The organism is Staphylococcus ureilyticus (assembly GCF_025558845.1).
Lineage (GTDB): Bacteria > Bacillota > Bacilli > Staphylococcales > Staphylococcaceae > Staphylococcus > Staphylococcus ureilyticus.
The window spans coordinates 1,449,721-1,470,284 of the sequence record NZ_CP094825.1 but is presented as its reverse complement, the minus strand read 5'-3'; the positions used below and the strand labels follow the sequence as shown (position 1 = coordinate 1,470,284).

General features: G+C 32.4%; 14 protein-coding genes and 1 riboswitch. Of the genes, 13 read left to right on the top strand and 1 reads right to left on the bottom strand.

What is annotated here, in order from left to right:
* Positions 1–20: 20 nt before the first annotated feature.
* On the top strand, positions 21–1,781 hold the full coding sequence (gene pyk, locus MUA21_RS07205) for a pyruvate kinase (RefSeq protein ID WP_262560945.1): 1,761 nt from the start codon (positions 21–23) through the stop codon (positions 1,779–1,781).
* A gap of 427 nt (positions 1,782–2,208) precedes the next feature.
* Here the strand turns inward: pyk and MUA21_RS07200 are convergent, their stop codons facing one another.
* Positions 2,209–3,573, bottom strand: a complete 1,365-nt coding sequence (locus tag MUA21_RS07200; protein WP_070039334.1) for an amino acid permease — start codon at positions 3,571–3,573, stop codon at positions 2,209–2,211.
* A gap of 352 nt (positions 3,574–3,925) precedes the next feature.
* Here MUA21_RS07200 and MUA21_RS07195 point away from each other — a divergent pair, with 352 nt between their 5' ends.
* The 12 genes from MUA21_RS07195 to thrS all read left to right on the top strand — a co-directional run bounded on the left by MUA21_RS07195 (position 3,926) and on the right by thrS (position 20,311).
* Positions 3,926–5,044 (top strand): citrate synthase, encoded by a 1,119-nt coding sequence (locus tag MUA21_RS07195; protein WP_064208851.1) that lies wholly within the window; start codon positions 3,926–3,928, stop codon positions 5,042–5,044.
* Positions 5,045–5,093: 49 nt separating this feature from the next.
* Positions 5,094–6,362 (top strand): NADP-dependent isocitrate dehydrogenase, encoded by a 1,269-nt coding sequence (icd, locus tag MUA21_RS07190; RefSeq protein ID WP_262560944.1) that lies wholly within the window; start codon positions 5,094–5,096, stop codon positions 6,360–6,362.
* A gap of 419 nt (positions 6,363–6,781) precedes the next feature.
* Entirely contained in the window at positions 6,782–7,492 is a 711-nt protein-coding gene (locus MUA21_RS07185; protein WP_262560943.1) for a response regulator transcription factor, read from the top strand.
* Entirely contained in the window at positions 7,492–9,180 is a 1,689-nt protein-coding gene (pnpS, locus tag MUA21_RS07180; protein WP_262560942.1) for a two-component system histidine kinase PnpS, read from the top strand. Before MUA21_RS07185 ends, pnpS begins: the two co-directional genes overlap by 1 nt.
* Positions 9,181–9,541: 361 nt before the next feature.
* On the top strand, positions 9,542–12,172 hold the full coding sequence (gene polA, locus MUA21_RS07175) for a DNA polymerase I (RefSeq protein WP_262560941.1): 2,631 nt from the start codon (positions 9,542–9,544) through the stop codon (positions 12,170–12,172).
* A 15-nt stretch (positions 12,173–12,187) separates the two neighbouring features.
* Positions 12,188–13,060: a bifunctional DNA-formamidopyrimidine glycosylase/DNA-(apurinic or apyrimidinic site) lyase gene (mutM, locus tag MUA21_RS07170; protein WP_262562249.1), complete on the top strand. Its 873-nt coding sequence runs from the start codon at positions 12,188–12,190 to the stop codon at positions 13,058–13,060.
* Positions 13,061–13,075: 15 nt separating this feature from the next.
* Positions 13,076–13,702 (top strand): dephospho-CoA kinase, encoded by a 627-nt coding sequence (gene coaE / locus MUA21_RS07165; protein ID WP_262560940.1) that lies wholly within the window; start codon positions 13,076–13,078, stop codon positions 13,700–13,702.
* 254 nt (positions 13,703–13,956) lie between these two features.
* Positions 13,957–14,982 (top strand): type I glyceraldehyde-3-phosphate dehydrogenase, encoded by a 1,026-nt coding sequence (gap, locus tag MUA21_RS07160; RefSeq protein ID WP_262560939.1) that lies wholly within the window; start codon positions 13,957–13,959, stop codon positions 14,980–14,982.
* Positions 14,983–15,243: 261 nt separating this feature from the next.
* A complete protein-coding gene (gene nrdR / locus MUA21_RS07155; RefSeq protein ID WP_046207668.1) occupies positions 15,244–15,714 on the top strand; it encodes a transcriptional regulator NrdR in 471 nt (156 codons plus the stop codon).
* Positions 15,715–17,106 (top strand): replicative helicase loading/DNA remodeling protein DnaB, encoded by a 1,392-nt coding sequence (dnaB, locus tag MUA21_RS07150; protein ID WP_262560938.1) that lies wholly within the window; start codon positions 15,715–15,717, stop codon positions 17,104–17,106. It begins immediately after the preceding gene.
* 3 nt (positions 17,107–17,109) lie between these two features.
* Positions 17,110–18,033: a primosomal protein DnaI gene (gene dnaI / locus MUA21_RS07145; RefSeq protein WP_073341759.1), complete on the top strand. Its 924-nt coding sequence runs from the start codon at positions 17,110–17,112 to the stop codon at positions 18,031–18,033.
* 340 nt (positions 18,034–18,373) lie between these two features.
* Positions 18,374–20,311: a threonine--tRNA ligase gene (gene thrS / locus MUA21_RS07140; protein ID WP_107525744.1), complete on the top strand. Its 1,938-nt coding sequence runs from the start codon at positions 18,374–18,376 to the stop codon at positions 20,309–20,311.
* A 59-nt stretch (positions 20,312–20,370) separates the two neighbouring features.
* Positions 20,371–20,544: riboswitch (Lysine riboswitch) on the top strand.
* Positions 20,545–20,564: the final 20 nt, after the last annotated feature.

The following is a 20,564-nucleotide window of genomic DNA, read 5'->3' as shown; positions in this document are numbered from 1 at the left end:
AATAATGGGAGGCATTAATAATGAAAAAAACTAAAATTGTTTGTACAATTGGACCTGCATCTGAGTCTGAAGAAATGCTTGAGAAATTAATTAAAGCTGGAATGAATGTTGCGAGATTGAATTTCTCACATGGTGATCATGCAGAACATAAAGCTAGAATTGATAGAATTCGTGAAGTATCTCAAAGATTAGGTAAAACAGTTGCAATATTATTGGATACTAAAGGTCCTGAAATCCGTACTCACAACATGAAAGATGGTGCTATTGAACTTGAAAAAGGTACGGAAGTCATCGTAAGTATGACTGAAGTTGAAGGTACACCTGAAAAATTCTCAGTAACGTACGATAATCTAATAAATGATGTTCAAGAAGGCTCATATATTTTATTAGATGATGGTCTTATTGAATTACAAGTAAAACAAATAGATAAAGCAAACGGTGAAGTTGTATGTGATGTTTTAAACACTGGAGAATTAAAAAATAAAAAAGGCGTGAACTTACCAGGTGTTAAAGTAAGTTTACCAGGTATCACTGATAAAGATGCTGAAGATATTAAATTCGGTATAAGTGAAAATATTGACTTTATCGCTGCAAGTTTTGTGCGTCGTCCGAGTGATGTACTAGACATTCGTAAATTACTTGAAGATGGTAAAAACACAAACATTAGCATTATACCTAAAATTGAAAACCAAGAAGGTATTGATAATATTAAAGAAATACTTGAGGTTTCAGACGGTTTAATGGTTGCTCGTGGTGATATGGGTGTTGAAATACCACCTGAATCCGTACCAATGGTGCAAAAAGACTTAATCAGACAATGTAATAAATTAGGTAAGCCTGTTATCACAGCGACGCAAATGCTAGACTCAATGCAACGTAATCCTCGTGCGACACGTGCTGAAGCAAGTGACGTTGCGAATGCCATTTATGATGGTACAGATGCAGTTATGCTATCAGGCGAAACAGCTGCTGGATTATACCCAGAAGAAGCAGTCAAAACAATGCGTAATATTGCAATTTCAGCTGAAGCTGCACAAGATTATAAACGATTATTATCCGATCGAACTAAATTAGTGCAAACTTCATTAGTTAATGCAATTGGTGTTTCAGTAGCGCATACAGCATTAAATTTAAATGTAAAAGCGATTGTAGCAGCAACTGAAAGTGGTTCTACTGCTAGAACGATTTCTAAATATCGTCCTAAATCAGATATTATTGCGGTTACACCACATGCTGAAACTGCGCGTCAATGTGCATTGGTTTGGGGTATTCACCCTGTTGTTAAAGAAGGACGTAAAACAACAGATGCTATGTTGAACACAGCAGTTGCTACAGCGGTCGAAACTGAAAAAGTTCAAAATGGTGATTTAATCATTATTACAGCAGGTGTACCTACAGGAGAAAAAGGGACAACAAATATGATGAAATTACATCTAGTAGGTGACGAATTAGCTAAAGGTCAAGGTATCGGTAGAAATTCAGTTGTTGGAAATACTTTAGTAGTGAATGATGCGAGTGAACTTGAAGGCAAAGATTTAAGTGAAACGGTCATTGTCACAACTTCTGTAGATGAAACGCTTGTCCCTTACATTGAAAAAGCCAGTGGCTTAATTGCTGAAGAGAGCGGCATCACTTCTCCGAGCGCAATTATAGGTCTAGAAAAAGGCATTCCAACAATTGTAGGTGTTGAAAATGCGACTAAAGAGATACAAAATGATATCTTGATTACGGTAGATGCAAATCAAGGAAAAGTATTTGAAGGATATGCAAACGTACTTTAATCATAGTTATCATGTGCTAAATCCTTACTCATAATATAAGCATCATAAGTGATAATACAAATTAAAAATGCACTTCCATTTATAAATGGAAGTGCATTTTTTCTAGATATAAAACTTTAACATCGTTACTCGATTTATAATCGTCACTTAAAGAAATGCATCATACCATAAAAATATTAACAGATTGCGCTTATTTGATTGATATATAACACATGTTAAGCACGTCAATAGTTATATGTTTAAATGATTTCGATATGATATATACACCGTGAATTGAGATATTCAAATACTATTGTTAAACACTACTCATAATGATGTAGCATCAAGTCTCTTCTTTTACAGAAATAGCCCAAGACCATTTTATGTCTTAGGCTATTGTATTAGATTATTGATGTGTTGAAGCATTCAACAATAGTTGTTGATAGGATTACTTCATATCTGAAGTAGCGAATTTTTTATATCTTAGATACATAAGACTCAAGATGATAAACCAAATAGGTGTTAAATAGACTGCTCTTCTTGTTTCTACATTTACGAAAAGTAAGCAAAATACTAAAAAGAAGAAAATCAAAATGATATACCCAATATATTTACCACCAAATAATTTATATGTAGCATTTTTGTGCATTTCTGGGTTTTGGCGATGATAATTAATGTAAGCAACAATAATTAAAGCCCAAACGACTAAAAATAGTACTGTTGAAACAGTTGTAATATATGTGAATACTAAAGTTGCGTTTGGAATAATATAGTTCAATAAGGCTGAAATTAACAATAGAGCACATGAGACTAAGATTGCTATGTGAGGCACACCATTTTTGTTTGTTTTTTCAAAAATAGGGGGTGCTTGCTTTTGATTTGAAAGCCCAAATAACATACGGCTGTTTGAAAATATACCACTATTACAAGAAGAAGCAGCAGCTGTTAATACTACAAAGTTAATGATGCCTGCTGCAAATGGAATACCAATTAAAGCAAATAATCTCACAAAGGGACTTTCTTCTGGATTAATATTGTTCCAAGGGATGATTGACATAATTACAGTCAATGCACCAACATAAAATACTAAAATTCTAATCGGAACGCTGTTGATTGCTTTTGGAATCGTTTTAGTTGGATCTTTTGTTTCGCCAGCCGTCACGCCAATCAATTCAATCCCTACAAAGGAAAAGAGTGCCATTTGAAATGACATTAAAAATCCACTAATCCCTTTTGGGAAAATACCATGTTGATATAAATTAGTTAACGAGGTGTGTCCAAATTGTGTATCGTATGCCATGACAATCATTACAATGCCAACGACAATAAGTGCTAAGATTGTAACTACTTTGATGATGGAAAACCAAAACTCTAGTTCTCCAAAAAGTTTAGCGCTTAATAAATTGAGTGACATTAAAATTAATACACAAAATAGAGCACTTATCCAATTGGGTATATGTGGGAACCAGAAACTAACGTATTTAGCAACAGCTGTAACCTCTGCCATACCTGTAATAATCCAACACAACCAATATGTCCATCCGGTAACAAATCCAGCAAATGAACCTATGTATTGATTTGTTACATCAGCAAAAGATTTAAAATTCGTATTTGTTACAAGAATTTCACCTAAGCCTCGCATAAACATAAATAACATAAATCCTATAATGATATATGTAAGTAAAATCGAAGGACCAGTTAATGCTATGGTTTGACCTGCTCCTAAGAAAAGCCCTGTGCCGATTGCACCTCCAATTGCAATTAACTGTATATGCCTATTGCTGAGTTCTCTTTGTAACTGTTGTTTTGCCATAAGTTTTAACTCCTTTATTAAGTTATTTATTATTATGATACGCAATTTAAAATAAAACAACACTTTTTTATAGTTGTATCTTAAAAAAGTCAGTGTAATATTATATTAATAATTTGTTATTAATCATGATAACCAATTAAAAACTTTGATAAATTGAAGAAAGGGTAATTACATATTAGAATGATGATATAACAACGTTCATTAATTATGGCGTGTTTATGGGCATATAAACAAATCATCATTTCTTAATGATTAACTAGGAATTTAAACTGAAATATTCACAAAAACGTAAATATTGGCTATAATAGTTTATGAAAGCCGTTTCATTATGAAATAGAAAAGGGGAATATATATGGCAGAGTTACAAAAAGGTTTAGAAGGGGTAATTGCAGCAGAAACTAAAGTGAGCTCTATCATTGATAGTCAACTTACATATGCTGGCTATGAAATTGATGATTTAGCCGAAAATGCTGAATTTGAAGAAGTAGTCTTTTTATTATGGCATTACCGATTACCTAATAAAGAAGAATTACAATCATTTAAAGAAAAACTCTTTAACTATATGACATTAAATCCTAGAGTATATAATCATTTTAAAGAGTACGCTACTAGTAATGTACATCCAATGACAGCATTAAGAACATCAGTGTCTTACGTTGCGCACTTTGATGAACATGCTGAGGATGAAAGTGAAGATCAAACGATGGAACGCGCAGTACGCATTCAAGCTAAAATCGCTTCACTTGTTACAGCATATGCTAGAGTTAGAGAAGGTAAAGAACCTGTTAAACCTAGTAGTGATTTAAATTATGCTGGTAATTTCTTATATATGTTACGTGGTGAATTACCAACAGATATCGAAGTTGAAGCATTTAATAAAGCATTGGTATTACATGCAGATCATGAGTTGAATGCTTCTACCTTTACTGCAAGATGTGCAGTGTCTTCATTATCAGACATGTATTCAGGTATTGTAGCAGCTGTCGGTTCTTTAAAAGGTCCATTACACGGTGGGGCAAATGAGCGTGTAATGAGTATGTTATCAGAAGTTAAGTCTATTGATGATGTAGATGAATACATTGATAATAAAATTAAAAATAAAGAGAAAATAATGGGATTCGGTCACCGTGTATATAAAAATGGTGATCCAAGAGCGAAATTCTTAAAAGAGATGAGTAGAAAGATTACATCCGAAACAGGCCAAAGCCAGTTATTTGATATATCTGTAAAAATAGCTGATAAAATGAAAGAAGAAAAAGGCCTTATTGCTAATGTGGATTTCTATAGTGCAACTGTATATCACAGTATGAATATTGAACATGATTTATTCACACCTATTTTTGCAGTTAGTAGAACTTCAGGTTGGATTGCACATATTCTTGAACAATATAGAGATAATAGAATTATGCGTCCAAGAGCACAATATATTGGTGAAACTAATAGAACTTATGAACCAATTGAAGAAAGATAATCACGAATTAACATAAATAAAACAATTCAAATGATGGAGGTATTTTTACATGGCAGGAGAAAAAGTAGTAAAAACAGCAGAAGGGTTAACTGTACCAAATAATCCTATCATTCCTTATATTATCGGTGACGGTATTGGACCAGATATTTGGTCAGCTGCTAGTAGAGTCATTGACGCAGCCGTAGAACAGGCTTATAACGGTGAAAAGAAAATTGAATGGAAAGAAGTACTTGCAGGTCAAAAAGCTTATGATGAAACAGGCGAATGGTTACCACAAGAAACTTTAGATACAATCAATGAATATTTAATTGCAATTAAAGGACCACTTACTACACCAATCGGCGGAGGTATTCGTTCATTAAACGTTGCACTACGTCAAGAACTTGATCTATTTACTTGCTTAAGACCAGTACGTTGGTTCCAAGGCGTACCTTCACCAGTCAAACGTCCGGAAGATACTGATATGGTTATTTTCCGTGAAAACACAGAAGATATCTATGCTGGTATTGAATTTAAAGAAGGAACACCAGAAGTTAAAAAATTAATCGATTTCTTACAAGATGAAATGGGTGCTAAAAATATAAGATTCCCAGAAACATCAGGCATTGGTGTGAAACCAGTTTCAAAAGAAGGTACAGAGCGTTTAGTTCGTGCAGCGATTCAATATGCTCTAGATAATGATCGTAAATCTGTAACTCTAGTTCATAAAGGTAATATTATGAAATTTACAGAGGGTGCTTTCAAACAATGGGGCTATGATTTAGCACATAATGAATTTGGTGATAAAGTCTTTACATGGCAACAATATGATGAAATTGTTGAAAAAGATGGTAAAGAAAAAGCTAATGAAGTTCAAGAACAAGCTGAAAGAGACGGTAAAATTATCATTAAAGATTCCATTGCAGATATTTTCTTACAACAAATATTGACACGTCCTGCAGATCACGATGTAGTAGCTACGATGAATCTTAACGGTGACTATGTGTCAGATGCGTTAGCAGCACAAGTTGGCGGTATTGGTATTGCGCCAGGCGCAAATATTAACTATGAAACTGGCCATGCGATATTTGAAGCTACACATGGTACTGCACCAAAATATGCTGGTTTAAATAAAGTAAACCCATCATCTGAAATTTTAAGTGCTTCATTAATGCTTGAGCACCTAGGTTGGCAAGAAGCAGCTGACAAAATTACTGAGTCTATCGAAAAAACAATTGCTTCAAAAGTCGTTACTTATGACTTCGCACGTTTAATGGAAGGTGCAAAAGAAGTATCTACATCTGAATTCGCTGATGAATTAATCAAAAATATTAAATAAATTGACAATAAATAACAATAAAAAAGTATTTTTCTAAGGAAAATAAATACTTTAGTTTAAGAGCGAGAATATGAAATCATGATTATTATGATTTCTATCTCGCTCTTTTATTTTGATTAAAATATATTTTACGAGCAAGCAAATCTTAGCAAAATATAATTGAAACGAAAGATTTAATAGTTAGAATATAAAATTAATGTTAAGGTATTATTAAAATCTGGAATAATGAGTATATTCAATACCAGTTATAGATCTATTGAAGAATTGTTTATGTAGACGATACAAATTCTTTGTGCTTTCTTTACAAATAACTAATTATTTTCTATTTATTAAGTTTATGTAAAAAAACTTTTGAGTATGTTATTTTTATTAAAATTTACGTTATAATTAATTTGTAATCATAAATTTGGAGGTATACTATGTCACAAAAAGTACTTGTAGTAGATGATGAGCAATCAATTGTAACCTTGTTAAAATATAATTTAGAGCAAGCTGGATATATCGTGGATGTTGCCTATGATGGTGAAGAAGCATTAGAAAAAGTGAATGCTGTAAATCCAGAATTGGTTGTATTAGATGTTATGCTTCCTAAAAAAGATGGAATCGAAGTTTGTAAAACGATCCGATCTGATAAAAATTTAGTGCCAATTTTAATGTTAACTGCTAAAGATGATGAATTTGATCGTGTGTTAGGTCTAGAACTTGGTGCAGACGATTATATGACTAAGCCATTTTCACCGAGAGAAGTGGTAGCTAGAGTTAAAGCCATTTTAAGACGATCTGCCATGATCAATGAAGCAGTACCAGTTGAAAATGATGAAGATGATATTTTAATTGGTTCTATCAGAATTAGACCAGAATATTTTGAGGTTTACCGTGGTGATGAATTATTAGAACTCACACCTAAGGAATTTGAACTGTTACTATATCTTATTGAAAGACAAGGCAGAGTAATTACACGTGAGCATATGTTAAACTCTGTTTGGAATTACGAATTTGCAGGTGACTCAAGAATTGTGGATGTACATATAAGTCATTTAAGAGATAAATTGGAAGAGAACCCTAAGCAGCCTAAATTGATAAGAACAGTTAGAGGTTTAGGCTATAAATTGGAAAGACCTAAAGTCTAATGTTGAAGTTTCACCAAAGACTCTTATTTTTATTATGTACCATCGTTATCATTAGTTTTGTTGCATTAGGTGCAATAATTACACATGTCATATACAATACAGTCATATCAAGCCAACAAGGTGACTTAGAACACCAAGCACAACATTTAGTCAGTTTATACAATCATGATAAAACAGATGAAATCAAAGATATTGCAAAAAACGAAAATTTTACTTTGATACTTACTGAAGGTAACGATGAAGTATTTTCCACAAAAGCAGGGACCCCATTTAATAATGATATTAATAATGAAGCGAATCCTTCTAAAATAATTTACGATAAAATAGGGGATGACCGTAGATATACTTTTAAAACTTCGATTAGAGATAAAGATGTGATTATCAGTGGTGTTAATAATCAAATACTAGAACTACAAATAGGTATATGGAAATATGTAGGCTTAATTGGATTATTTGTATTGGTTATTATTTTCTTTGTCGTGAGAAGCATTAATAGAACTTACATCAGACCGATAAATGAAGTTACATATGCAACAAACCTTTTAGCCGAAGGTTATTATCATGTTAGGGTTCCAGAAAGTAATGTTAAAGAAACGAGAGAATTATTCGTCACCACAAATGAGCTAGCCAGAAGATTACAACGATTAAATCATAAACAAAAGTTACAATCTAATCGATTGAAAACAACGATAGAAAATATTCCTAGTTCAATTTTAATGATAGATAAATATGGTGAGATTGTAATTGCAAACAAATCATATTATGATGTGTTTAATCCTGAGAATGTTGTAGAACATAAAAGCTATATCGACTTTATAGAACCAGAGATTCAAAAGTTAATCGCCGAAGCATTTAAAGTTGAAAAATCAACTTATGATCAAATAGAGTTGACAATTGACCAAGTCCACCAAAAATACTTTGACACAGCATGTATTCCAATTTTATCTAAAAGTAAAAAGAATCTTTACGGTATGGTAGTTGTGCTACATGATATTACAAATTTGAAAAAATTAGAAAATTTAAGACGTGAATTCGTAGCTAATGTATCACATGAATTGAAAACACCTATCACTTCTATAAAAGGCTTCGCCGAAACACTTTTAGATGGTGCTAAAAATGATGAACAAACATTAAATGACTTTTTAAACATCATTTCTAAAGAATCGAATCGTATTGAAACATTAGTATATGACTTATTAGATTTGTCTCATGTTGAGCAACAAACACAATTAGAAACAGAACCAACAAGTTTATCTGAAATTGCTGAGTCAACAATGAAGCATATGCAAAATATCGCAGAAAGTAAAAATATAACAATAGTTAATGAGATTGAACCAGATATTATTATTGAGGCAAATAAAGATAAAGTTTCGCAAGTAGCACTTAATTTACTTTCGAACGCAATAAGTTATTCTAAAGTTTCTGGTCAAGTCATTGTGCGTGTTTTCAAAGAAGGTAATAAGCGTGTGCTTGAAGTTCAAGATTTTGGTATTGGTATTAGTAAGCAAGATCAAAAACATATCTTTGAACGCTTTTATCGTGTAGATAAAGCCCGCAGTAGAGATTCTGGAGGCACAGGTTTAGGCTTATCTATTACAAAGCATATTATGGAAGCCCATCAAGGTAGAATTAATGTGTTTAGTGAACCAGAAAAGGGTTCAACTTTTAGAGTCACATTTTTTGATTAAAATAATAACTACGACCGATTTAACCATAACCATCATAGGCCAAGGTTAATCGGTCGTTTTATTTTGTGTTAGTAAAAATAGAGTAAGAAAAACTCAAATTTATTAGAAATCATTGTTTTGTCCTATACAAAGAGAAAAGTGCTTGTGATTGAATAGGGTGGAAAGCTGCCTGTGATAGAGACGATAAACATGTGCATAGTGATACTTAATCATTAAACTATAATATGTGGCTTAACAGTGACTGACAATAACATGGAGATTAATTGAGATAATTATTTTATCTCAACCTCATCGAATGAATACGGATTGACCTATAATTTATGATAAAATGGAAAGTAAATATGTGTTGGAGGTTAAAATATTGAATAAATTAATTTTAATTGATGGAAACAGTTTGAGCTTTAGAGTTTTTTATGCGTTACCATTATTACAAAATAAAGCTGGTATTCATACGAACGCCGTTTATGGTTTTGCAATGTTGTTGGAAAAAATTATAAAAGAAGAACAACCCACACATTTTTTAGTCGCTTTTGATGCTGGGAAAACAACATTTAGACATGCGCAATATAGTGAATATAAAGGTGGACGACAATCCACTCCTCCAGAACTTAGTGAGCAATTTCCATACGTTAGACAATTATTGGATGTATACCATATCAAACGTTATGAATTAGAAAACTATGAAGCAGATGACATTATAGGTACTTTAAGCAAACAAGCTAATCATGAAAACTTCCAAACAATAATCATTACTGGTGATCGTGACTTAACACAATTAGCTACTGACGATGTTACAATCTATTACACTAAAAAGGGTGTTACAGATGTTGACCATTATACTCCAGAATTTATAGCAGAAAAATATAATGGTTTATCGCCGAAACAAATTATTGATATGAAAGGTCTAATGGGGGATAGTTCAGATAATATTCCTGGTGTGGCAGGCGTTGGAGAAAAAACAGCTATTAAACTATTAAACCAATTTTCCACAGTAGAAAATGTATACGAACATATAGATGAAGTTTCGGGTAAAAAATTGAAAGAAAAGCTTGAAAATAGTAAAGATGATGCTTTAATGAGTAAAACGTTGGCGACTATCAATTGTGATAGTCCAATTGAAGTATCATTAGAAGATACTAAATTGCCTGATCAATCAGATACTGATGACAAAATTGAACTATTTAAAAAATTAGAATTTAATCAACTCTTAGACCAGATGGATGCTTCAATTAATGACTCTGACGTTCAAGAGATGGATATTGAACTAGAAGATGATTTTACAAAAATTGATTTCAACTCATTAAAAACAGCAATCATCCATTTCGAGTTAGATGGTGCCAATTACTTAAAAGACAATATTTTGAAATTTGGCTTCTTCGATGGTCAACATTATGTCGTAGTCAATGCCGAACAACTTTCACAAAATCAGTCTCTGGTTGCTTGGCTTGAAAATGAGAAGACTGAAAAAATCGTCTACGATGCCAAAAAGTCTTATATCGTAGCACATCGACTTGGTATTAATATTAAGCATATTGTGTTTGATGTGATGCTAGCTAGTTACATTATTGATCCTTCACGCACAATAGATGATGTGAATTCTGTGGTAGCAAACTATGGTCAGCATTATGTTCAATCAAGTGTAGCAATATATGGAAAAGGCAAGAAAAAACAAATTCCATCAGATGACGTATTAAATCCTTATGTGGGAACTATTATCAACGCCATTAACCAAGTTAAACCAAAAATTCAACAACAATTGGATGACTATAATCAAACTGATTTATTACATGATTTAGAATTACCGTTGGCTCGTATTTTAAGTGAAATGGAAGAGACAGGTATTTATACTGAACTTAGTGAACTACAACAAATGGAAGTAGAAATTCAAAGTAAATTAGATGTCTTAATTGACAATATCTATGATGCTGCAGGTGAAAAGTTTAATATTAACTCACCAAAACAATTAGGTGTTGTATTATTTGAAACATTAAAATTACCTGTCATTAAAAAGACAAAGACAGGATACTCTACAGCGGTTGATGTATTAGAACAGTTACAAGGAGAACATCCAATCATAGAATATATTTTAGAATATAGGCAATTAGCTAAATTACAATCAACGTATGTTGAAGGCTTACAAAAAGTGATTGCTGAAGATAATCGTATCCATACTCGATTTAATCAAACATTGGCTCAAACTGGACGTCTATCATCAATCGATCCAAACCTTCAAAATATACCAGTACGTTTAGAAGAAGGTCGAAAAATTAGAAAAGCATTTAAGTCAAGTGATAAAAATAATGTTATCTTTTCAGCCGATTATTCACAAATTGAATTAAGAGTACTGGCACATATTACACAAGATGAAAGTTTGAAACAGGCGTTCATCAATGATGAAGATATTCACACAGCCACAGCAGTGAAAGTTTTTGACGTAGAACCTGAAAATGTTGATAGTTTAATGCGGAGACAAGCAAAAGCTGTGAATTTTGGTATTGTTTATGGTATAAGTGACTATGGATTAAGCCAAAGCTTGGGAATAACTAGAAAACAAGCCAAAAAATTTATAGATGATTATCTGGACAGTTTCCCTGGTGTCAAACAATATATGGAAGACATAGTTAAAGATTGTAAAGCGCAAGGTTATGTAGAGACACTGCTTCATAGAAGACGCTATATTCCAGATATTACAAGTAGAAATTTTAATTTAAGAAGTTTTGCTGAAAGAACAGCAATGAATACACCTATACAAGGAAGCGCAGCAGATATCATCAAACTTGCGATGGTTCATTTTGCTAACGAGGTTAAACATACAGATTTTCATGCTCAACTATTACTACAAGTACACGATGAGTTAATTTTTGAATTGCCAGAAGAAGAAGTAGAAGACTTTGAAAAATTTATTGAAAAGATAATGGATAATGCATTGAAATTAGATGTTCCATTGAAAGTAGAATCTAGTTATGGACAAACATGGTATGACGCGAAATAGAAAGAGGGGAATATGGTGCCTGAACTACCTGAAGTTGAACATGTTACAAGAGGGATAAGACCTTTTGTAAAAGGGCAAAAAATTGAGGATATTATGTTCTCTGATAAAGTGATAGAAGGAAAAAATAATAATAAAGAAACGATTATTAAAGGGTTATCTTTAGATACATTTAAACATTATACTAAAGGCTACACGATTCATAATATTGAAAGACGTAGCAAATATATTGTTTTTTATATTGAAAATAGTTCGACACAAAGAATAATTATTAGCCATTTAGGTATGGCAGGTGGTTTTTTTGTCGTAGATCATTTAGAAGATATCAGTGCTCCCAATTATCGTAAACATTGGCATGTTATTTTTAAATTAGATAATGGCAAACTCTTAGTTTACTCAGATATTCGGAGATTTGGTGAGATTAGAAATGTTGCTTCATTTGAAGGATATCCATCATTTTTAGAAATCGCACCGGAACCTTTTGAGAAAGAAGCATTACCACATTATATGTCATGGTTTGATAAAAAATTATATCAAAATAAACCAATCAAACAAATGATATTAGACCATAGAGTAGTTTCAGGTTGTGGTAACATCTATGCCTGTGAAGCATTATTTAGAGCAGGTATCCATCCAGCACGTATATCTAAAGATTTAAATTATCAAGAAAAAGAAATGTTATTTTATTATGTTCGAGAAGTGTTAGAAGCGGGTATTAAATATGGAGGTACCAGTATTTCAGATTATCTCCATGCAGATGGAAGTACAGGTACGATGCAACAACATTTAAATGTATATAAACAAAAGACATGTAAAGTGTGCGGAAATGATATTGAGACACAAATCATTGCAACACGTAATAGTCATTTCTGTCCTGTATGTCAAAAATGAAGGAAGAGTGAAATTATGCCTAAAGTTATTGGATTAACTGGTGGTATCGCATCAGGAAAATCAACTGTTTCAGAATTGTTAACAGCACATGGTTTTAAAATTGTTGATGCAGATATTGCATCACGTAAAGCTGTTGAAAAAGGTTCTGAAGGACTAGAGCAGGTGCGTTCAACATTCGGAGAAGAAGCAATCGATGAAGATGGTAATATGAACCGAGAATATGTAGGAGATATTATTTTCAACTATCCAGAAAAAAGATTAGAATTAAATGAAATCGTACATCCAATTGTTAGAACCATTATGGAACAAGAAAAAGAAGCATTTCTAAAAGATGGATATAATGTAATTATGGATATCCCATTACTTTATGAAAATGAACTACAAGATACAGTCGATGAAGTATGGCTTGTCTATACTTCTGAAAGTATCCAAATTGATAGATTAATGCAACGTAATGATATTTCTATGGAGGATGCAAAGGCACGTGTTTATAGTCAAATATCCATAGATAAAAAACGCAGAATGGCAGACCATGTTATCGATAATCGAGATTCTAAATTAGATTTAAAACAAAACTTAGAACAATTATTAACTGATGAAGGTTATATCGAAAGTGAAACAGGTCATACGCAAGAAATTTAAATAACAATGTTTTTAAAATCATACTTATTTGATTCCTTCAAAGTGGACATTTAATAAATGAAAACTTTGGAGGGATTTTTTTGTATATCAATAATAATAAGGATAAAGATTTTTCTAAAATTAATCGTTTAGAAAACTACAATTTTAATTATTTTAAGTTTTTTAAATTTTTCTTTAAGAAAACGCTTTCGCATTTATCGATTTATGTTATACTAATTCCATAAAGTATAACACTAAAACGAGGGGTGCTTCGAATGACGACAAATATTGCAATTAATGGAATGGGTAGAATAGGAAGAATGGTATTAAGAATAGCGCTAAAAAATGAAAATATGAATGTAGTCGCGATTAATGCTAGCTATCCACCAGAAACAATTGCTCACCTAATCAATTATGATACAACACATGGAAATTTCGATTTAAAGGTAGAACCTATTGAGAATGGTATAAAAGTTGATGAACGTGAAATAAAACTTGTTGCTGACAGAAATCCAGAAAATTTACCATGGGGCGAACTTGATGTAGATATTGTAATTGAAGCTACTGGTAAATTTAATCACGGTGATAAAGCAGTCGCTCATATTTCGGCTGGTGCTAAAAAAGTGTTGTTAACAGGACCATCTAAAGGTGGAGATGTACAAATGATTGTTAAAGGTGTGAATAATGATCAATTAGACATTGAAAAATATGATATCTTTAGTAATGCTTCTTGTACAACGAATTGCATTGGGCCTGTGGCAAAAGTACTTAATGACCAATTCGGTATTCAAAATGGTTTAATGACAACAGTGCATGCTATTACTAATGATCAAAATAATATTGATAATCCACATAAAGACTTAAGACGTGCGCGTTCATGTAATGAAAGTATTATTCCTACTTCGACTGGAGCGGCTAAAGCACTTAAAGAAGTTTTACCTGAACTAGAAGGCAAACTACATGGCATGGCTTTAAGAGTGCCGACTAAAAATGTATCATTAGTTGATTTAGTGGTTGATTTAGATACTAACGTCACAGTAGAAGAAGTTAATGAAGCTTTCAGAAATAACACATTAGAAGATGTGATTGCGACTGAAGATGCACCGCTTGTATCTATGGACTTTAACACAAATCCACATTCAGCCATTATTGATACACAAAGTACAATTATTATGGGTGAAAATAAAGTGAAAGTTATAGCTTGGTATGATAATGAATGGGGTTATTCAAATAGAGTTGTTGATGTTGCCGAAGAAATTGGTCAATTATTAAAAAATAATGTATCAACTGTTGTTAATTAATAGCCTAATTACTGTAAATATTTAATGTGGTTACTGCTTTGTTATTGCGTATCCAAGAAAATTAATTTATTGTTAACTTATATCTTAACCTCTCTTTAAAGTGAATGTGTATTTTCACTTTGAAGAGAGGTTTTATTTTAAATATGAATGGTTAAGTGTATTTATTATAAATAAATAGCGTTATTGTGTAATACCATTCTTTTGTGGCATAACGATTTATAGTATAATGAATGGTAATCAAATTGAGAGGGTGGTAATTCGATGAAATGCCCGAAATGTAGTTCAACGCACTCTCGCGTTGTAGATTCACGACATGCTGATGAAGTTAATGCGATCAGACGTAGAAGAGAATGTGAACAATGTGGCACAAGGTTTACTACGTTTGAACATATTGAAAAAAGACCGTTAATCGTTGTCAAAAAAGATGGCACACGTGAACAATTTTTACCTGAAAAAATACTCAATGGTTTGGTGCGCTCATGTGAAAAAAGACCTGTGCGTTATCAACAATTAGAAGATATTACTAATAATGTAGAATGGAAATTAAGAGATGAAGGACGTGCCGAAATTTCTTCAAGAGAAATAGGGGAACACGTCATGAATTTGTTGATGCATGTGGATCAAGTTTCTTATGTGCGATTTGCATCTGTTTATAAAGAATTTAAAGATGTTGATCAACTATTACAATCAATGCAAGGAATTTTAGCAGAAAACAAACGGAGTGATTCTTAAATGGGATTACAGTCCTATGATTATGGTTTAAGACCACAAGATGATTTCCACGTGTTGCGTCATTTTTATTTAAATCATAAACATTTAGAAATACTTAATAGATTATTTACGCCAATGATTGGCTCAAATGCTATTGGTTTGTATCATTATTTGAATCAGTTCGTAGAATTTGAACAAGATGTTGTGTTGACACATTATATTATTATGAATGAATTAAAAATAAACTTACTTGAATTCAGAAAGGAAATGGATTTGTTAGAAGGCATTGGATTATTAAAATCTTTTGCGCATCATTCTAAACAACACTCTTCTTTTGTATACAAGCTTGTACAACCACCATCAGCAGAGCAATTTTTTAATGATCCTATGTTATCTGTATATTTATATAGTCAAGTAAGTAAGCAACGCTACTTGCAACTGAAATCACATTTCGAGGATCAAATGACCATTGACTTAAGTCAGTACAAAGATGTGACGCGCACATTCATTGATGTGTTTAAAGTGCCTAACAAAGCACTGACTGAAGATACACAGATGATTGAAAGTGAAGAAACTTATGGTGGTACAGATTTATCTAATGTAAATTTTGATTTTGAAGTACTTTATGATTTATTACAAAATCATTTTATTAGCACTAAAATAATTGATAGTGAAGCTAAAGCATTGATCACACAGATTGCGACTTTATATGGTTTAACACCAGAAGCAATGAAACGCATTATTTTAAAATCAATCACTAGTGCACAAGAGCTCTCTTTTGAAGAAATGCGTAAACATGCTAGAACCTATTACCTCATAGAACATGAGCAACAGCTTCCAAAATTAAAGGCTAAAAAATCAAATTATATAGATGGTGTCAGCACGGAAAAAAATAATATAACAGAAGATGATTCAAATCATTGGTTAAAACAATTAGACGAAACTAGCCCCATCGATATGCTTGCTTCGTGGTCAGAATCTGAACCGACGACGCAGCAAAAGTATATGGTCGAAGAATTAGTTGAAAGAGAACAACTACCATTTGGTGTAATTAATATACTTTTGCAATTTGTAATGTTAAAAGAAGACATGAAACTTCCTAAAACTTATATCTTTGAGATTGCATCAAATTGGAAAAAGAAGGGTATCAAAACTGCAGAAGAAGCGTATCATTATGCTAAAAAGATGAACCAACCTACAACGAAACAGTCAAATCAAACTAAAAATGGTAGTTATAAACCTAAACAACTCGTTTCTAGGGAAATGACACCTAAATGGCTAGAAGAACGAGATAGTAAAGAAACGAAAAATCAAAGTTTAGAAGAACTTAATAATCCAGATGAAGATGAAGCGTTAAAAAGAGACCGTGAAGCGTTGTTAAAACGTTTGAATAGTAAGCGAGAGGAGGAATAATATATGAAGTCTTTCAATCATATTATGGGTGACTCTAAGGATTTAAGTCAGCGAATTGAAAAGATAAAAAAAGATGTTATCAATGATCCAGATGTCAAAATGTTTTTAGAGACACATCAATCAGAAGTAACTAATGCAATGATTGATGAAGATTTGAATATTTTACAAGAATACAAAGATCAAGAAAAACATTATGATGGCCATGCTTTTAAAGATTGTCCGAACTTTGTTAAGGGTCATGTGCCTGAATTATATGTAGAAAATCAGCACATAAAAATTCGTTACCTACCTTGTCCATGTAAAATCAAACATGACGAAGAAAAATTTGATGCCCATTTAATTGCTTCACATCATATGCAACGAGATACATTAAATGCGAAATTAAGCGATATTTATATGGACAAAAGAGATCGTATAGATGTTGCAATGGCAGCAACCGATATTTGTGAAAAAATAGTAGAAAAAGCGCCCCAAGTCAAAGGTTTATATATACATGGTCCTTTTGGAACTGGAAAATCATTTATATTAGGTGCGATTGCCAATGAATTAAAAGTAGAAAAAGTGCCTTCTACGATTGTATATCTACCAGAATTTATTCGCACTTTAAAAGGTGGATTTAAAGATGGCAGTTTCGAATCAAGGTTAGCGAAAGTACGTGAATCACATGTGTTAATGTTAGATGATATTGGTGCTGAAGAGATTACACCTTGGGCAAGAGATGAAGTAATTGGCCCATTACTTCATTATAGAATGGTTCAAGAATTACCAACGTTTTTTAGCTCTAACCTAAGCTTTGAAGAATTAGAATATCATCTTTCTGTTACGCGCAATGGTACTGAAAAAACAAAAGCAGCTAGAATAATGGAAAGAATTAAATCGTTAGCAACACCATATTTTTTGGAAGGCAAAAATTATCGTAACGATTGAATTATTAAAAAAATGTTGTATAATATAATTAAATCTAAATCAAGCGAAATAAAATGAAGACATGATAGATAATTTCATACTTCACAGAGAACCAATGTGTGATGAGAATTTGGTAAGTATCATTATCTGTTACTACTTCATGATAGATGTTCTAATCAACATCCGGCTCAAGACCGTTAACTTATGTAGAGTAAAGTATTTTTATCATTATAAAAATTACTTTAATTAGGGTGGTACCGCGAAGACCTCGTCCCTTTTAGGGATGGGGTCTTTTTGTTTTACGTTTGTAATATGACTATTTCGTGATGATTTAAGGCAAGTATAAATAGGAGGAATTTAAATGGATCAAATAAATATTACTTTTCCAGATGGTAATGCGAAAGCATTTGAAAAAGGAACTACTACAGAAGAGATTGCACACTCAATCAGTCCTGGTTTAAGAAAAAAAGCTGTAGCAGGAAAGTTAAATGGACAAATGATTGATTTAACAAGACCAATCGAAACAGATGGTGAAATTGAAATAGTTACACCTGGTAGTGATGAAGCTTTAGAAGTTTTGCGTCACTCTACTGCACATTTAATGGCACAAGCTTTAAAGCGTTTATATGGAGATGTGAAATTTGGTGTGGGTCCAGTCATTGATGGTGGATTTTATTATGATTTTGATATGTCTGAAAGCGTGTCATCTGATGATTTTGAAAAAATAGAAAAAACAATGAAGCAAATCGTCAATGAAAACTATCCTATAGAACGAAAAATAGTATCGAGAGATGAAGCGAAAACATTTTTTGCTGATGATCCGTATAAACTAGAACTAATAGATGCTATTCCAGAAGATGAAAATGTTACTTTGTATTCGCAGGGTGAATTCACTGATTTATGTCGTGGTGTTCATGTACCATCAACTTCAAAAATTAAAGAGTTTAAACTTTTATCAACTGCAGGCGCATATTGGCGTGGAGATAGTGATAATAAAATGCTTCAACGTATATATGGTACTGCTTTCTTTGATAAAAAAGACTTAAAGGCACATCTTAAAATGCTAGAAGAACGCAAAGAACGTGATCACCGTAAAATTGGTAAAGAATTAGAACTATTCTCAAACAATCAATTAGTAGGTGCAGGTTTACCATTGTGGTTACCGAACGGTGCAACAATTCGTCGCGAAATTGAACGATATATTGTAGATAAAGAAGTAAGCATGGGTTATGATCACGTGTATACACCAGTGATGGCAAATGTAGATTTATATAAAACATCAGGACACTGGGATCATTATCAAGAGGATATGTTCCCAACTATGAAATTAGATGAAAATGAAGAAATGGTGTTAAGACCTATGAATTGCCCTCACCATATGATGATTTATGCGAATAAACCACATTCATATCGTGAATTACCAATTCGCATTGCTGAATTAGGTACAATGCATCGTTATGAAGCAAGTGGTGCTGTTTCTGGATTACAACGTGTTAGAGGAATGACTTTAAATGATGCACATATTTTTGTAAGACCAGATCAAATAAAAGAAGAATTCAAACGCGTTGTTAATTTAATTGTCGATGTTTATGAAGACTTTGGATTTGAAAATTATAAATTCCGCTTAAGTTACAGAGATCCTGAAGATAAAGAAAAGTACTTTGATGATGATGAAATGTGGAATAAAGCAGAGAGTATGTTGAAAGAAGCGGTTGATGAACTAGGTTTAGCATACGAAGAAGCTATTGGGGAAGCTGCCTTTTATGGCCCTAAGTTAGATGTTCAAGTACAAACAGCTATGGGTAAAGAAGAAACGTTATCTACGGCTCAATTAGACTTCTTACTACCTGAAAAATTTGAATTGTCATATATAGGAAAAGACGGGGAGCAACATAGACCTGTAGTCATCCATCGTGGTGTTGTTTCGACAATGGAGCGCTTTGTTGCATTTTTAACAGAAGAAACTAAAGGAGCTTTCCCTACGTGGTTAGCACCAAAACAAGTTGAAATTATTCCAGTAAACGTTGACTTGCATTATGATTATGCTCGACATTTACAAGACGAACTTAAATCACAAGGTATAAGAGTCGAAATAGATGATCGAAATGAAAAAATGGGTTACAAAATCAGAGAAGCACAAATGCAAAAAATCCCTTATCAACTTGTAGTTGGGGATAAAGAGATGGAAAATAATGAAGTGAATGTTAGAAAATATGGTTCTCAAGATCAAGAAACGGTTGAAAAAGAATCATTTATTTGGGATTTGGTAGATGAAATCAGACTTAAAAAACAAAGATAACCTTGAAAGTAATGTTGAAATCATGTATATTGAATTTTAGTGAAATAAAAAAATAAAAAAATTGAGTTAGAGGTTGCGTTTTTAATCAGTAACAATCTGTAAGCTATTTGGAGCGTATGTAGGATTTGTGAAAGGTAAAAATGCCGAAATCAAAAGTGACCATTTTTCACTATTGGTTGGGTCAGTTTTCGAAAGAGACTGGACTGTCACATATGTGATGTGCTACCTATATAAATGCTATGACTAAAATGGT

Bases quoted from the DNA above. Each gene is read 5' to 3' on its own strand.
- pyk (WP_262560945.1), top strand. From the start codon at position 21: ATGAAAAAAACTAAAATTGTTTGTACAATTGGACCTGCATCTGAGTCT.
- MUA21_RS07200 (WP_070039334.1), bottom strand. From the start codon at position 3,573: ATGGCAAAACAACAGTTACAAAGAGAACTCAGCAATAGGCATATACAG.
- MUA21_RS07195 (WP_064208851.1), top strand. From the start codon at position 3,926: ATGGCAGAGTTACAAAAAGGTTTAGAAGGGGTAATTGCAGCAGAAACT.
- icd (WP_262560944.1), top strand. From the start codon at position 5,094: ATGGCAGGAGAAAAAGTAGTAAAAACAGCAGAAGGGTTAACTGTACCA.
- MUA21_RS07185 (WP_262560943.1), top strand. From the start codon at position 6,782: ATGTCACAAAAAGTACTTGTAGTAGATGATGAGCAATCAATTGTAACC.
- pnpS (WP_262560942.1), top strand. From the start codon at position 7,492: ATGTTGAAGTTTCACCAAAGACTCTTATTTTTATTATGTACCATCGTT.
- coaE (WP_262560940.1), top strand. From the start codon at position 13,076: ATGCCTAAAGTTATTGGATTAACTGGTGGTATCGCATCAGGAAAATCA.
- gap (WP_262560939.1), top strand. From the start codon at position 13,957: ATGACGACAAATATTGCAATTAATGGAATGGGTAGAATAGGAAGAATG.
- nrdR (WP_046207668.1), top strand. From the start codon at position 15,244: ATGAAATGCCCGAAATGTAGTTCAACGCACTCTCGCGTTGTAGATTCA.
- dnaB (WP_262560938.1), top strand. From the start codon at position 15,715: ATGGGATTACAGTCCTATGATTATGGTTTAAGACCACAAGATGATTTC.
- dnaI (WP_073341759.1), top strand. From the start codon at position 17,110: ATGAAGTCTTTCAATCATATTATGGGTGACTCTAAGGATTTAAGTCAG.
- thrS (WP_107525744.1), top strand. From the start codon at position 18,374: ATGGATCAAATAAATATTACTTTTCCAGATGGTAATGCGAAAGCATTT.